The organism is Limnohabitans sp. T6-20, assembly GCF_003063505.1.
GTDB lineage: Bacteria > Pseudomonadota > Gammaproteobacteria > Burkholderiales > Burkholderiaceae_C > Limnohabitans_A.
The window spans coordinates 959,328-973,490 of the sequence record NZ_NERW01000002.1 but is presented as its reverse complement, the minus strand read 5'-3'; the positions used below and the strand labels follow the sequence as shown (position 1 = coordinate 973,490).

Genomic DNA, 14,163 nt, shown 5'->3' with positions numbered 1-14,163 from the left:
TGTCCCCAGCTTTATTTCACGCAAAGGAAGTGCAGCATGACAGCTGAATACAAAGTCCACGGAGATGTCGCGGTCATCACCTTGATGAACCCGCCCGTCAACGGTTTGGGTCTGTCGACCCGCATAGGCATCACCGATGGCCTGGAAAAAGCCAACAACGATTCGGCTGTCAAAGCGATCGTCATCACTGGCGGTGGTAAAGCCTTTTCGGGCGGTGCAGACATCCGTGAGTTTGGTTCGCCCAAAGCGATTCAGGAACCCAATTTGCTGAGCGTCATCCGCGCTTGCGAGAATTCGGCCAAGCCTGTTGTCGCCGCCATTCACTCGGTGGCCATGGGCGGTGGTCTGGAGTTGGCGCTGGGTTGCCACTACCGCATCGCCGCGCCTGGTGCCAGCATTGCGCTGCCCGAAGTCAAGCTGGGCCTGATCCCTGGTGCCGGTGGCACACAGCGTCTGCCCCGCGTGATTGGCGTCGAAGCGGCCCTGAACATGATCGTCAGCGGCGAAGCCATCAAGAGCGAAATGCTGGCCATGTTGCCAGGCCAAAAGCTGTTTGACGCGATGGCCAAATCAGCCGAAAGCCTGCCTGAAGAAGCTTTGGCTCTCGCACGCAAAGTGGCCGCAGCGCATGCCGATGGCTCGCCACTGCCCTTGGTGAAAAACCTGCCTTGCAAGCACCCGCAAGGCGACTCTTATTTCCAGTTTGCACGCAATATGGTCAAAGGCATGGCCAAAAACCTGCCAGCGCCTGTCAAGTGCGTGGACGCCGTCGAAGCGGCCACCAAGAAAAAGTTTGAAGACGGCATGGTCTTCGAGCGCGAAATCTTCATGAACTTGATGATGACGCCCGAGTGCCGTGCACTGCGCCACATTTTCATGGCCGACCGTGCAGCATCCAAGATTCCGGATGTGCCAGAAGACACCCCCAAGCGCGAGATCAAGTCGGTCGCGGTCATCGGGGCTGGCACCATGGGCGGCGGCATCTCGATGAACTTCCTGAACGCAGGCATCCCCGTAAAGATGCTGGAAATGAAACAAGACGCGCTGGACCGTGGCGTGGCCACCATCCGCAAGAACTACGAAGCGCAAGTCAAAAAAGGCAAGCTCAAGCAGGAAAAATACGACGAGCGCATGGCACTGTTGTCCACCACGCTGAGCTATGACGACATCGGCCAGGCCGACTTGGTCATTGAAGCCGTGTTCGAAGAAATGGGCGTGAAAGAAGCTGTCTTCAAGAAGCTCGATGAAGTCATGAAGCCCGGCGCGATCCTGGCCTCCAACACCTCGACACTCGACGTCAATAAAATCGCCTCGTTCACCAAGCGCCCACAAGATGTGATCGGTATGCACTTCTTCAGCCCCGCCAACGTGATGAAGCTGCTCGAAGTCGTGCGCGGTGCGCAAACCGGCAAAGATGTGTTGGCCACGGTGATGGCCATCGGCAAAAAGATCAAGAAGACCTCGGTCGTCTCAGGCGTCTGCGATGGTTTCATCGGTAACCGCATGATCGAGCAGTACAGCCGCCAAGCCGGTTTCCTGATCGAAGAAGGTTGCACACCAGCCCAAGTGGACAAGGCCGTCGAGAAGTTCGGCTTCGCCATGGGGCCATTCCGCATGGGCGACTTGGCTGGCAACGACATTGGCTGGGCGATCCGCAAGCGCCGTTACACCGAAAAACCAAACCTCAAGTACAGCAAAACCGCTGACCTGCTCTGCGAGATGGGCCGTTATGGTCAAAAAACCGGCGCAGGCTGGTACGACTACCAAGCCGGTAAGCGGGATGCGATTCCGAGCGCCGTGGTGGTCGAAATGATCGAAAAGCACCGTGCCGCCATGGGCATCACACCCCGAAAGATTTCCGACGAAGAAATCGTGCAGCGCTTGGTGTTCTCTCTGGTGAATGAAGCCGCGCACATTCTGGAAGAGGGCATTGCCAGCAAGGCCAGCGACATCGACATGGTGTACATCACCGGCTATGGCTTCCCGTTCTGGCGCGGTGGCCCCATGAACTACGCCGACACTTTGGGCCTGTTCAATGTGGCCGAAGCCATGAAGCGCTTTGCCAAAAATCCGCATGACGACGCCCAGTTCTGGCAACCCGCACCTTTGCTGGCGCGTTTGGTGGCCGAAGGCAAGACATTCAACTGATTTTTTAATTTTTGAGCGGACGGACCTTGTGTTCGTCCCTCACACGAAAGGTTTTCATCATGACGAATGTAGTCATCGTATCCACCGCACGCACCCCTCTGGCCAAGAGCTGGAAAGGTGCTTTCAACATGACCCACGGCGCGACGCTGGGCGGTCACGCCGTGCAACACGCTGTGGCCCGCGCAGGCATTGATGCCGCCGAAGTCGAAGACGTGATCATGGGTTGTGCCACGCCCGAAGGTGCCACAGGCGCCAACATCGCGCGTCAGATCGCGCTCAAGGCCGGTCTGCCGATTTCGGTCTCGGGCATGACTGTGAACCGTTTTTGTTCTTCGGGTCTGCAAACCATTGCTCTGGCGGCGCAACGCATCATCGCGGGCGAAGGCCAGGTTTATGTGGCCGGTGGCGTCGAAAGCATCTCTTGCGTCCAGCAAGAGATGAACACCCACATGCTGCAAGACCTGTCGCTGGCCAAACAAAAGCCCGAGATCTACTGGAACATGCTGCAAACCGCCGAGCAAGTAGCCAAACGCTACAAGATCGGCCGCGATGTGATGGACGCTTACGGTGCGGCCAGCCAGCAAAAAGCCTGCGCTGCACAAGCCGCTGGTTTGTTTGACGCCGAAATCGCACCCATCACGGTCACGCAAGGTGTGATCGACAAAGTCATGGGCATGACCACCAAACAAGTGACCGTGAGCAAAGACGAAGGTCTGCGCGAAGGCACCACGGTGGAAGCCATCAGCGGCCTGCGCTCGGCTTTACCCGGTGGCCTGGTCACTGCTGGCAACGCCAGCCAGTTCTCGGACGGTGCAGGCGCTTGCGTGCTGATGGACGAAAAGCTGGCCGAGCAACGCGGCATGAAGCCTCTGGGCCGATTCCTGGGCTTTGCCGTGGCCGGTTGCGAGCCTGACGAAATGGGCATTGGACCCGTGTACGCCGTGCCCAAAGCACTGGCGCGTTTGGGCCTCACCGTCAATGACATTGACCTGTGGGAACTCAACGAAGCGTTTGCGGTGCAGGTGCTGTACTGCCGCGACAAGCTGGGCATCCCGGCCGACCGCCTGAACGTCAACGGTGGTGCGATCGCTGTGGGTCACCCCTACGGCGTGTCGGGCCAGCGCCTGACAGGCCACGCCCTGATCGAAGGCAAGCGCCGTGGCGCCAAGCGCGTGGCGGTAACCATGTGCATTGGCGGCGGCATGGGCGCTTGCGGCATTTTTGAAGTGCTGTGATGAACTGTCGCGTGGATGGCTGATCCACAAGAGGGCAGAGGGCATGATGTCTTCTGCCCTTTTTTTATGTGGGAGGCCACCCCTGTGGCCGAATGCTTCGCGAGCAGGGGCTCGCTCCCATAAGTGCATTGCCAAGAAAGACCGATCCGATGAGCCTGCGTCCCACCGTTGATTTCCTGCTCCACGACTGGCTGAAAGTGGAAAGCCTGCAAAGCCGCGAGCGCTTTGCCGACCACAGCCGGGAAACTTTTGATGCGGTGCTCGACACCTGCGAGCGCATCGCCCGCGAGAAATATACGCCGTTCAACCGCACGGTGGACACGCAAGAGCCGCACTTCGATGGCGAAAAAGTCATCTTGCCGCAGGCCACGCACGACGCGTACAAGGCCTATGCCGAGTCGGGCATGTTGAGTGCCGCGCAAGATTACGAAGTCGGGGGGATGCAGCTGCCCTACACGGTCGAGGCCGCTGCCAACGCGTTTTTTGCCATGGCCTCGGTCAGCATCGGCTCGGGCATGCTCACCAGCGGCAACGCCAATTTGCTGATGGTGCATGGCACCGATCTGCAAAAACAGGTGTTTGCCGCCAACGAATTCAGCGGCCGCTTCTCGGGCACCATGTGCCTGAGTGAGCCGCAAGCGGGCTCGTCGCTGAGCGACGTGATGACCCGTGCCATGCCCGATGGCGCTGACTTCGAATCCGATGCCCTCGGTGCCCGTTACCGCCTGCGCGGCAACAAGATGTGGATTTCGTCAGGTGAACACGAGTTGAGTGAAAACATCATTCACCTGGTGCTGGCCAAGATTCCTGACGCGAATGGCCTGCTGGTGCCAGGCGTCAAGGGCATCTCGCTGTTCATCGTTCCTAAAAAGCTGGTGGACACCAATGGCCAGCTGACCGGCGAGCGCAATGACGTGGCGCTGGCGGGCCTGAACCACAAATGCGGCTGGCGCGGCACGACCAACACGCTGCTGAACTTTGGTGAGGGCAAATACCCCGTCAGGGGTGAAGCCGGGGCCGTGGGCTATCTCGTCGGCAAGCCCGGCGAAGGCCTCAAGTGCATGTTCCACATGATGAACGAGGCCCGCATCGGCGTGGGCATGGCCGCCACCATGCTGGGCATGGCCGGTTACTACGCCAGCCTCGATTACGCCAAAAACCGCCCGCAAGGCCGACCCAGCGGTGCAGGGGGCAAAGACGCGAGCAAGCCTCAGGTGCGCATCATCGAACACGCTGACATCAAGCGCATGCTGCTGGCGCAAAAGGCCTACAGCGAAGGCGCTTTGGCGCTGGCCTTGTACAGCGCACGGCTGGTGGACGAGCAGCACACCGGCACGCCCGAAGACGCCGATGTGGCGCGTTTGCTTCTGGAAGTGCTCACGCCCATCGTCAAGAGCTTCCCCAGCGAATGGTGTCTGGAGGCCAACAGCCTCGCCATCCAGATCCACGGCGGCTATGGCTACACCCGCGACTTCCCGGTGGAGCAATATTGGCGCGACAACCGCCTAAACATGATCCACGAAGGCACGCACGGCATCCAGGCCATGGACCTGTTGGGCCGCAAGGTGCTGATGGAAAACGGCCGGGGTCTGCAACTGCTGGCACAGCGCATGCTGGCCACAGCCGCCAAAGCCGAAGCCAGCTGGGCTCCTGAAGCCGCAGCGTTGCGTGATGCCCTGAATCAAGTCGGCCTGGCCACACAACAGGCTTGGGACGGTGCCGAACCCGCGCAGGCCCTGGCCAATGCCGTGCCCTACCTGCAGGCCTTTGGCCACACTGTGATTGCGTGGATCTGGCTCGATGTCGCAGCCAGCTTGGACGGCAACAACACCCCCGCCGCACAGGGCCGCCGCGCCGCCTGCCGTTATTTCTTCCGCTATGAATTGCCCAAGATCGGTGCCTGGCTGAACGTGGTCAAAAGCCGCGACCCGACTTGCGCCGACTTGCCCGAGGAGGCCTTTTGATGATCCGACACATCGTGATGTGGAACCTGCACGAGCAGGCTGAAGGGGCCGACAAGGCCAACAATCTCGAAAAAGCCAAAGCCTTGCTCTTGTCTTGTGCCAACGTGGTGCCGGGTATCCGCAGCTTTGAAGTCGCCACCGCGACCCCCGGTATGGACTGCACCAACGACCTGGTCCTGCACATGCTGGTCGATGACGCGCAGGTGCTAGCGGCTTACCAGAATCACCCTGATCATGTGGCCATCAAGCCTTTCATGAAGTCGGTTGTCAAAGAACGACGCTGCATGGATTACAGCTTGTAAAAGAAGGTCACAAGACCTCCCTATTCACTGGAGACAAAGCATGAAAAGAATTACTTTGCGGTACAGCGCAACAGCGTTGACTTTGTTGGTCATCAGCTCAGGCTTGATGGCCCAAGCGCCAGCGCTGCCGACCGCAGCTCAGACCGATCCCGTGACTTTGGGCTGGATGGCGGGCTCGCCCCCGCCTGCGAACAAGGTCATCCAGTTCCATGATGGCTCGTTTTACAAATTTCCTCAGTTCCGCTGGAGCTTCTCCAATTACCGCCAGCTCGCTCCAACCACCACCGTGAGCCGGGGGGCCGATGCTGCTGTGGCCTTGACGCGTGCCGAGCGCAAAGACCTGGATGCTGTGAGCTTCACGCCGCTGGGTAAAACAGAGCCCATGACCTGGAGTCAGGCCTTTGACGCCAACTACACCGATGGTGTGCTGGTGATGCACAAGGGCAAAGTGGTGTACGAGCGCTACGCCGGAGCACTGAGTGCCGAGAAGCAGCACATGTCCATGTCGGTGACCAAGTCCTTCTTTGGGCTGATTGGTGCCATCCTGGTGGCCGAAGGCAAACTCGACGAAAACGCCAAGGTGGCGCAGTACGTGCCTGAACTCAAGGACAGTGGCTTTGGCGATGCCACCATCCGCAATCTTTTGGACATGCGCACCGGCATCCAGTACAGCGAGGCCTATCTCGATCCCAAATCCGAGTTCTGGACCCACATGTTTGCCGGGCGTGCCTTGCCTCGTCCACCAGGCTATCAGGGACCAGACAACTTTTACGCCTACATGCCCACAGTCAAAAAGCAGGGTGAGCACGGCGGTGAGTTTGCGTACAAGACGATCAACACCGATGTGCTCGGCTGGGTCATCAGCCGAGTCACTGGCAAGAGCGTCGGCCAGAATCTGACCGAGCGCATCTGGAGCAAGATGGGCATGGACAAGGATGCCTACTTTGCAGTGGACTCACTGGGCACCGAGTTTGCCGGGGGGGGCCTGAATGCCAGCCTGCGCGACATGGCCCGCTTTGGCGAGATGATGCGCAATCAAGGCAAGTTCAATGGGCAGCAGATCATTCCCGCCTCGGTTGTGCAGGACATCGCCAAAGGCGGTGACAAGGGTGCCTTCCCGCAAGCCTCGTTCCCGACTTTGCCTGGTTGGTCCTACCGCAACATGTGGTGGGTGTCCAACAATGAGCACGGGGCTTACTCGGCCCGTGGCATCCACGGGCAAGCCATTTACATCGATCCCAAGGCAGAGATGGTGATCGCCCGTTTTGCCTCTTTCCCTATGCCCAACAACCCGTTCAATGACCCCACCTCGCTGCCCGCCTACATGGCGTTGGCCAAGCACTTGATGAAGTAAAGGAGATTTACATGGCACGCACTGTTCAACAACTTTTTGACCTGACCGGGCAAGTGGCCTTGGTCACTGGTGGCTCTCGTGGCCTGGGTCTGCAAATGGCCCATGCCTTGGGCGAAGCCGGCGCCAAGATCATGCTCAGCTCGCGCAAAGCCGCCGATCTGGAAGAAGCCGCAGCCGAGTTGCAAGCCGCTGGCATCGATGCCCGCTGGATCGCAGCCGATTGCGGCAAAGAAGAAGACATCCGCCGTCTGGCCGCAGAGACGATTGAGCGCATGGGCCCGATTGACATCCTGGTCAACAACGCCGGTGCCACTTGGGGCGCGCCCGCCGAAGACCACCCGGTCGAAGCTTGGGACAAGGTGATGAACCTCAACGTGCGCGGCTATTTCATCCTGTCACAAGAGGTGGCCAAGCTGAGCATGATCCCGCGTGGCAAAGGTCGCATCGTCAACATCGCCTCGATTGCCGGACTGGCTGGCAATCCTTCGGAAATGAAGACGATTGCGTACAACACCTCCAAAGGTGCGGTGGTCAACTTCACCCGAGCACTGGCAGGTGAGTGGGGCGAGCATGGCATCACTGTCAACGCGATTTGCCCCGGCTTTTTCCCCAGCAAGATGACCTATGGCCTTCTGGAAAAATTGGGCGCTGACAAGATGGCCCAAGGTGCACCGCTGCGCCGTTTGGGCGATGACGAAGACCTCAAAGGTCTGGCTCTGCTGTTCGCCTGTGACGCAGGCAAGCACATCACCGGCCAATGGATGGCGGTGGATGGTGGCGTGAGCGCCATCATCGGCGGCTGATGCGAAAGTCCTTGAGCATGAGCATCCCTTTCGGCGCCAAGATCCCTTTCGTTGACCATCTGGGGTTCACCCTGGAGAAGTTTGAAGGCGGCGAGTCCGAGCTGCATTTCGCACCACAGCCCGAACACTTCAACTCTTTCGATGTCACGCACGGCGGCGCGGTCATGACTTTTCTGGATGTGATCATGGCCACCGCTGCGCGCAGCGTAGACCCGGAAATGGGCGTGGTCACCATCGAAATGAAAACCACCTTCATGCGCCCCGCCAAAGTGCCCGCCGGACAAGCGCTGGTCGGCAAAGGCCACTTGCAACACCGCACACGCAGCATGGCATTCACCGAAGGCAGCGTGTTCGATGCCCAAGGTCAGCTGTGCGCGCACGCCACCGGCACCTTCAAATACGTGAGCCGCCGCGAATCCCCTTCGCCTTCCACCGATTAACGCTTTCAAATTCACTGGAGACACACATGCCCATCAATCACCGCATCGTTCTGGACAACCGCCCGCAGGGCGAAGCCACCGTCAACAATTTCAAAATGGTCGAGTTGCCATTGCCCGAGCTGAAAGACGGGGAAGTGCTGGTTTGCCACCATTACCTGAGCCTTGACCCCTATATGCGTGGCCGCATGAACGAGAGCAAGAGCTACGCTGTGCCCCAGCCTTTGGGCGAAGTCATGATTGGCGGCACCGTGGGTGAGGTGGTGGACAGCCGCCACCCCAAATTCAAGGCCGGTGACCAAGTGGTCGGCATGGGCGGCTGGCAGGAATTCAGCGTGGTCGATGCCAACGTGATCGGCGCTTTGCGCAAGGTCGACACCACCCATGTGCCGCTGTCGCATTACCTGGGTGCGGTGGGCATGCCCGGCGTGACCGCTTGGTACGGCCTGGTCAAGATCATCAACCCCAAAGCAGGCGAAACGGTGACTGTGAGCGCGGCCAGCGGCGCGGTGGGCAGCGCTTATGGTGCCTTGGCCAAAGCCCGTGGTTGCCGCGTGGTGGGCATTGCCGGTGGCAAAGACAAGTGCGATTACGTGGTCAAGGAGCTGGGCTTTGACGCCTGCATCGACTACAAAGAGCACAAGGACTACATCAGCCTGTCCAAAGCGCTGCGCGAAGCCTGCCCCAACGGCATCGACGGCCACTTTGAAAACGTGGGTGGCATGGTGCTCGACGCCGTGATGCTGCGCACCAACGCGTTTGCGCGCATTGCGGTGTGCGGCATGATCGCCGGGTACGACGGCGCGCCGCTGCCCATGAGCAACCCGGCCCTGATTTTGGTGAACCGCATGAAGATCGAAGGCTTCATCGTCAGCGAGCACATGGAAGTCTGGCCTGAGGCCTTGAGCGAACTCGGCGCACTGGTGGGCACAGGTAAATTGCGTCCCCGCGAGTCGGTGGCGCAAGGCCTGGCCGCTGCGCCCGAAGCCTTTTTGGGCTTGCTCAAAGGCAAGAACTTCGGCAAGCAACTGGTCAAGCTGATCTGAGGCGGGTCGCATGTCCGAGCTGATCCTCCACCATTACCCGACCTCGCCTTTTGCAGAAAAGGTCCGGCTGATTCTGGGCCACAAGCAACTGGCCTGGAAGAGCGTGTTCATCCCGATGATCATGCCCAAGCCCGATCTGACGGCGCTCACGGGCGGTTACCGCAAAACCCCGGTGCTCCAGATCGGCGCGGACATTTATTGCGACACCGCGCTCATTTGCGACGTGCTGGAGCACCGTGCACCGACACCCACGATCTACCCCGAAGCTGTCAAAGGCGCGGCGCGCATCGTGGCGCAGTGGGCCGACAGCGCCTTGTTCATCGCCGCCATGGCGTATAACTTTCAGCCCGCTGGTGTGGCACAGGTCTTTGCGGGTGCGCCCGCCGAAGGCGTGCAGGCTTTTGTGGCCGACCGAGCCGCCATGCGCAGTGGCGGCGCACGCATGTCATCTGCCGATGCAGGGGCCACTTACAAAAGCTACCTGCGCCGCATTGCCAGCATGCTGCACGGGCAAGACTTTTTGTTCGGCGCACAGCCTTGCGTGGCCGACTTTGCGGTCTACCACCCGCTGTGGTTCACGCAAGAACGCACACCCGGCCTGGCGGGCATTTTGGATGCAACGCCTGAAGTCCAAAGCTGGATGGCCCGCATGAAGGCCATCGGCCACGGCACACCCGGCAAATGCAGCGCCGAAGAAGCCTTGCAAACCGCCCGCAGTTCAACGCCTGCGGCAGTGCAGGGCGAGGTCTTCCAGGACGAGCACGGCATCGCGCTGGGCAGCCAAGTCGTGATCGCCGCAGACAACTTTGGCTTGGAGCCGACCGAGGGTGAACTGGTCGCGGCCACCCGCACCCGCTACACCTTGCGCCGCAGCGACGAGCGGGCGGGCACGGTCCATGTTCACTTCCCCCGTGTGGGCTTCACATTGAAAAAGGTTTCCCCATGATCAACAACTTCAAAGGCAAAACAGCCGTCCTGACCGGCGCCGGTTCTGGTTTTGGCCTGGAATGCGCCCGCATCGGGGCCAAACTCGGCATGAACCTGGTGCTGGTCGATGTGCAGCAGGACGCTTTGGACAAAGCCGAAGCCGAAATGAAAGCCCAAGGCGCTCAGGTGCTGGCCCGCAAGGTCGATGTGTCAAACGCCCAGGCCATGGAACAACTGGCTGCTGATGTGAAGGCGCGCTTTGGTGCGCCGAATTTCGTGTTCAACAACGCGGGTGTGGGGGCAGGGGGGTTGGTCTGGGAAAACTCGGTGGCCGACTGGGAATGGGTGCTGGGCGTCAACCTTTGGGGCGTGGTGCACGGCGTACGCCTGTTCACCCCCATGATGCTCGAAGCCGCCAAGGCCGATCCGAGCTTTCAGGGTCACATCGTCAACACCGCCAGCATGGCCGGCTTGCTCACCCCGCCGAACATGGGCATTTACAACGTCAGCAAGCACGCCGTGGTGTCACTGACTGAAACCTTGTACCAGGACTTGCAGCTGGTCAGTGACCAAGTCAGTGCCAGTGTGTTGTGCCCGTATTTCGTGGCCACCGGCATCAGTCACAGCGAACGCAATCGCCCGGCCGCATTGGCTGCCGACAAACCGACCGCCAGCCAGTTGATTGGGCAGGCTCAAACTGATAAAGCTGTTGGAAGTGGCAAGGTGTCTGCGGCCGATGTGGCGCAGAAGGTGTTTGATGCCGTGGCCTCAGGGCAGTTCTATATTTACAGCCACCCACACGCTTTGGGCAACGTGCAAAGCCGGATGGAGGCGATTGTTCAGGGTACCAACCCACCGGACCCCTTTGCCGCCAGGCCCGAAGTGGGGGAGGGCTTGCGCAAAGCCTTGCGCAGCATCTAAAGCACAAAAACCCCCAGGGACTGAGCGCAAATGCGCTCGGTCTCGGTGGTTTATTTGTGGAAGTGGCCTTCAAAACAGTGGCGAACTTCGTGGCCCAAAGCCACATGAGAGGTTTCTTTGCCCGTCACGATCACGCATTCTTGGCGCTGGACATGCCAAACCGCACAAGCCACTGGTGGGGTGATGTAAGCCTGCTCCCGACCCATGCCGATGGACTTGGCGCAATATTGGGCCACATCATCGCGAACTTCCCAGCGCAAGTTGACCTCTTTCATGATCCGCTTTTCTGTGGGTTTGGGCGTGAACTTTTCGTATTCAGCACTCGGGATCACGCCGCCACCCATGGTTTGGCATCCTGTCAAGACCATGGACAAACAGACCAAGACCATCATGCCCAACCGTTTGGTGACACCGATACCGTTTTGAATTGTCAAATTCATGATCACTCCCTCAATTGACTGTTTTGTTAGTTTGAGGCTAGTTTACAGTTTTGATGGTTTGATGTCTATAAATTTGTGAAATTATGGGATTGTTTTTTGTTTTTAAGATTATTTAACACTAAAACTGTGAATTGTCAGTTTGCGTCTTGTGCAGGATTGGTGCTTCCTGCTTGTGGCAAACTCGCCCGCTTTCCCCCTAAAGATGTGACCTGAGACATGCCCAAAATCCTGGCCCAACTGGCCGCAGAAATCCGGATCCGCCCTGAGCAGGTCAAAACCGCTGTGGAATTGCTGGACGGTGGAGCCACCGTCCCTTTCATTGCCCGTTACCGCAAGGAAGTGACCGGTGGGCTGGACGACATCCAGCTGCGCGAGCTGGAGTCGCGCCTGGGCTACCTGCGTGAACTGGAAGACCGCCGCGCCGCCGTGATCAAAAGCATCACCGAGCAGGGCAAGATGACGCCCGACTTGCTGGCCGCCATCGACGCCGCGCCCACCAAGCAAGAGTTGGAAGATTTGTATTTGCCCTTCAAGCCCAAGCGCCGCACCAAGGGCATGATTGCCCGCGAAGCCGGGCTGGAGCCGCTGGCCGACAAACTGTTTGCCGACCCCACGCTCGGCCCGCACGCCGAAGCGCAAGCCTATGTGCTGGCCGCAGGTGCGATCGAAGGGGCCGACTTCACGACCACCGCCGCCGTGCTGGACGGTGTGCGTGATTTGCTCAGCGAGCGCTGGGCCGAAGATGCGTCTTTGGTGCAGACACTGCGCGAATGGCTGTGGAACGAGGGCCTCTTCAAAAGCAAGCTGGCCGACGGCAAGGACGAAAACAACGCCGATGTGTCCAAGTTCCGCGATTACTTTGACTACGACGAGCCGATTGGCCGGGTGCCTTCGCACCGTGCGCTGGCCGTGTTCCGTGGCCGTGCTTTGGAGATGCTGGACGCCAAGCTGGTGCTGCCCGTGGAACCCGAGCCCGGCAAGCCCAGCATCGCTGAAGGCAAGATCGCCATGCACCTGGGCTGGAGCCACGCGGCCCGGCCCTCGGACGACCTGATCCGCAAGTGCGTGGCCTGGACCTGGCGCGTGAAACTGAGCCTGTCCACCGAGCGCGATTTGTTTGCACGCCTGCGCGAAGAAGCCGAAAAAGTGGCCATCAAGGTGTTCAGTGACAACCTGCGCGACCTGCTGCTGGCCGCCCCCGCCGGCCCCCGTGTGGTCATGGGCCTGGACCCGGGCATCCGCACCGGCGTGAAAGTGGCCGTGGTGGATGCCACCGGCAAGCTGGTCGACACCTCCACCGTCTACCCTCATGAGCCGCGCAAGGACTGGGAAGGCTCGCTCTTCACCCTCGCCAAGTTGTGCGAAAAGCACAACGTCAATCTGATTGCCATTGGCAACGGCACGGCCAGCCGCGAGACCGACAAGCTGGCCGGTGACCTGATCAAACAACTGGCCCGCCTTCGTGACGGTGTTGAGATTCAAAAAGTGGTGGTCAGCGAAGCGGGCGCTTCGGTGTACAGCGCCAGTGAATTTGCCAGCCAGGAAATGCCCGATGTGGACGTGAGCCTGCGCGGCGCGGCCTCCATTGCCCGCCGTTTGCAAGACCCTCTGTCCGAGCTGGTCAAGATCGACCCCAAAGCGATCGGTGTGGGCCAATACCAGCACGACGTGAACCAGAGCGAGCTGGCCAAAACCCTGGATGCCGTGGTCGAAGACTGCGTGAACTCGGTGGGCGTGGACCTGAACACCGCCAGCGTGCCGCTGCTGACCCGCGTGTCGGGCCTGTCGGGCAGCGTGGCCAAGGCCGTGGTGCGCTGGCGCGATGCCAATGGCGTGTTCAAAACACGACAAGACCTGCTCAAAGTGACCGGTCTTGGGGCCAAAACCTTCGAGCAAAGTGCGGGCTTTTTGCGCATCCGTGGCGGTGACAACCCACTCGACATGACGGGCGTGCACCCTGAAACCTATCCCGTGGTCGAGCAAATCATTGTCAAAACCGGCAAGCCGGTTCAGGACATCATGGGCCGCAGCGATGTGCTCAAAACCTTGAAACCCGAGTTGTTTGCCAACGACAAGTTCGGTGCGATCACCATCAAGGACATCCTGGGCGAGCTGGAAAAACCCGGCCGTGATCCACGCCCCGACTTCAAAGTGGCCCGCCTGGCCGATGGTGTAGAAGACATCAAGGACCTGAAAGAAGGCATGACCTTGGAGGGCACTGTGAGCAACGTGGCCCAGTTCGGCGCGTTTGTCGATTTGGGCGTGCACCAGGATGGCCTGGTGCATGTGAGCCAGCTGGCCAACAAGTTTGTGACCGACGCCCGCGAGGTGGTCAAGACCGGTGACATCGTCAAAGTGAAGGTGCTCGAAGTCGATGTGGCCCGCAAGCGCATCAGCCTGACCATGAAGCTGGACGCTGCGCCCGCCAGGCGCGATGGCCCTCGCGACAACAAGTTTGAAGGGGCAGGGCCAGGCAACCGTCAGCGCGGCGGGGGATCGGGTGGGGGTTACACCTCGCCGTCCGCAGCCGCTGGCTCGGCCATGGCCAGCGCGTTTGCCAAGCTGCAGGGCCTCAAGAAGTAAAAC

Annotated in this window: 12 protein-coding genes; 11 read left to right on the top strand and 1 reads right to left on the bottom strand. The window is 59.9% G+C overall.

What is annotated here, in order from left to right:
• Window positions 1-36 precede the first annotated feature (36 nt).
• The 10 genes from B9Z33_RS10570 (at window position 37) to B9Z33_RS10525 (ending at window position 11,137) form a co-directional block, all read left to right on the top strand.
• Window positions 37-2,148, top strand: coding sequence for a 3-hydroxyacyl-CoA dehydrogenase NAD-binding domain-containing protein (locus B9Z33_RS10570; protein WP_108286925.1), 2,112 nt, complete (start codon window positions 37-39; stop codon window positions 2,146-2,148).
• Between the two features lie 59 nt (window positions 2,149-2,207).
• Window positions 2,208-3,383 (top strand): acetyl-CoA C-acyltransferase, encoded by a 1,176-nt coding sequence (locus B9Z33_RS10565; protein ID WP_108286924.1) that lies wholly within the window; start codon window positions 2,208-2,210, stop codon window positions 3,381-3,383.
• Between the two features lie 149 nt (window positions 3,384-3,532).
• Window positions 3,533-5,347 (top strand): acyl-CoA dehydrogenase, encoded by a 1,815-nt coding sequence (locus B9Z33_RS10560; protein WP_108286923.1) that lies wholly within the window; start codon window positions 3,533-3,535, stop codon window positions 5,345-5,347.
• Window positions 5,347-5,649 carry a Dabb family protein gene (locus tag B9Z33_RS10555; RefSeq protein ID WP_108286922.1) on the top strand — a complete coding sequence of 101 codons (303 nt, stop codon included), beginning with the start codon at window positions 5,347-5,349 and terminating at the stop codon, window positions 5,647-5,649. The genes B9Z33_RS10560 and B9Z33_RS10555 overlap by 1 nt, the downstream gene beginning before the upstream one ends.
• 40 nt (window positions 5,650-5,689) lie before the next feature.
• Window positions 5,690-7,003, top strand: a complete 1,314-nt coding sequence (locus tag B9Z33_RS10550; RefSeq protein WP_108286921.1) for a serine hydrolase — start codon at window positions 5,690-5,692, stop codon at window positions 7,001-7,003.
• Window positions 7,004-7,014: 11 nt separating this feature from the next.
• Window positions 7,015-7,806, top strand: a complete 792-nt coding sequence (locus B9Z33_RS10545; RefSeq protein WP_108286920.1) for an SDR family oxidoreductase — start codon at window positions 7,015-7,017, stop codon at window positions 7,804-7,806.
• Between the two features lie 17 nt (window positions 7,807-7,823).
• The gene (locus B9Z33_RS10540) at window positions 7,824-8,246 is read left to right on the top strand and encodes a PaaI family thioesterase (RefSeq protein ID WP_108286918.1); all 423 of its coding nucleotides are present in this window, start codon (window positions 7,824-7,826) and stop codon (window positions 8,244-8,246) included.
• A 26-nt stretch (window positions 8,247-8,272) separates the two neighbouring features.
• On the top strand, window positions 8,273-9,289 hold the full coding sequence (locus B9Z33_RS10535; RefSeq protein WP_108286916.1) for an NADP-dependent oxidoreductase: 1,017 nt from the start codon (window positions 8,273-8,275) through the stop codon (window positions 9,287-9,289).
• A gap of 10 nt (window positions 9,290-9,299) precedes the next feature.
• Window positions 9,300-10,235 carry a glutathione S-transferase family protein gene (locus B9Z33_RS10530; protein WP_108286914.1) on the top strand — a complete coding sequence of 312 codons (936 nt, stop codon included), beginning with the start codon at window positions 9,300-9,302 and terminating at the stop codon, window positions 10,233-10,235.
• Window positions 10,232-11,137: an SDR family oxidoreductase gene (locus tag B9Z33_RS10525; protein WP_108286913.1), complete on the top strand. Its 906-nt coding sequence runs from the start codon at window positions 10,232-10,234 to the stop codon at window positions 11,135-11,137. The genes B9Z33_RS10530 and B9Z33_RS10525 overlap by 4 nt, the downstream gene beginning before the upstream one ends.
• A 50-nt stretch (window positions 11,138-11,187) precedes the next feature.
• Here the strand turns inward: B9Z33_RS10525 and B9Z33_RS10520 are convergent, their stop codons facing one another.
• The gene (locus B9Z33_RS10520) at window positions 11,188-11,577 is read right to left on the bottom strand and encodes a hypothetical protein (protein ID WP_233252794.1); all 390 of its coding nucleotides are present in this window, start codon (window positions 11,575-11,577) and stop codon (window positions 11,188-11,190) included.
• A gap of 216 nt (window positions 11,578-11,793) precedes the next feature.
• On the opposite strand from B9Z33_RS10520, the gene B9Z33_RS10515 reads away from it, so the two are divergent.
• On the top strand, window positions 11,794-14,160 hold the full coding sequence (locus tag B9Z33_RS10515) for a Tex family protein (RefSeq protein ID WP_108286912.1): 2,367 nt from the start codon (window positions 11,794-11,796) through the stop codon (window positions 14,158-14,160).
• Window positions 14,161-14,163: the final 3 nt, after the last annotated feature.

Bases quoted from the DNA above. Each gene is read 5' to 3' on its own strand.
- B9Z33_RS10540 (WP_108286918.1), top strand. From the start codon at position 7,824: ATGAGCATCCCTTTCGGCGCCAAGATCCCTTTCGTTGACCATCTGGGG.
- B9Z33_RS10555 (WP_108286922.1), top strand. From the start codon at position 5,347: ATGATCCGACACATCGTGATGTGGAACCTGCACGAGCAGGCTGAAGGG.
- B9Z33_RS10550 (WP_108286921.1), top strand. From the start codon at position 5,690: ATGAAAAGAATTACTTTGCGGTACAGCGCAACAGCGTTGACTTTGTTG.
- B9Z33_RS10530 (WP_108286914.1), top strand. From the start codon at position 9,300: ATGTCCGAGCTGATCCTCCACCATTACCCGACCTCGCCTTTTGCAGAA.
- B9Z33_RS10515 (WP_108286912.1), top strand. From the start codon at position 11,794: ATGCCCAAAATCCTGGCCCAACTGGCCGCAGAAATCCGGATCCGCCCT.
- B9Z33_RS10545 (WP_108286920.1), top strand. From the start codon at position 7,015: ATGGCACGCACTGTTCAACAACTTTTTGACCTGACCGGGCAAGTGGCC.
- B9Z33_RS10565 (WP_108286924.1), top strand. From the start codon at position 2,208: ATGACGAATGTAGTCATCGTATCCACCGCACGCACCCCTCTGGCCAAG.
- B9Z33_RS10535 (WP_108286916.1), top strand. From the start codon at position 8,273: ATGCCCATCAATCACCGCATCGTTCTGGACAACCGCCCGCAGGGCGAA.
- B9Z33_RS10520 (WP_233252794.1), bottom strand. From the start codon at position 11,577: ATGAATTTGACAATTCAAAACGGTATCGGTGTCACCAAACGGTTGGGC.
- B9Z33_RS10525 (WP_108286913.1), top strand. From the start codon at position 10,232: ATGATCAACAACTTCAAAGGCAAAACAGCCGTCCTGACCGGCGCCGGT.
- B9Z33_RS10560 (WP_108286923.1), top strand. From the start codon at position 3,533: ATGAGCCTGCGTCCCACCGTTGATTTCCTGCTCCACGACTGGCTGAAA.
- B9Z33_RS10570 (WP_108286925.1), top strand. From the start codon at position 37: ATGACAGCTGAATACAAAGTCCACGGAGATGTCGCGGTCATCACCTTG.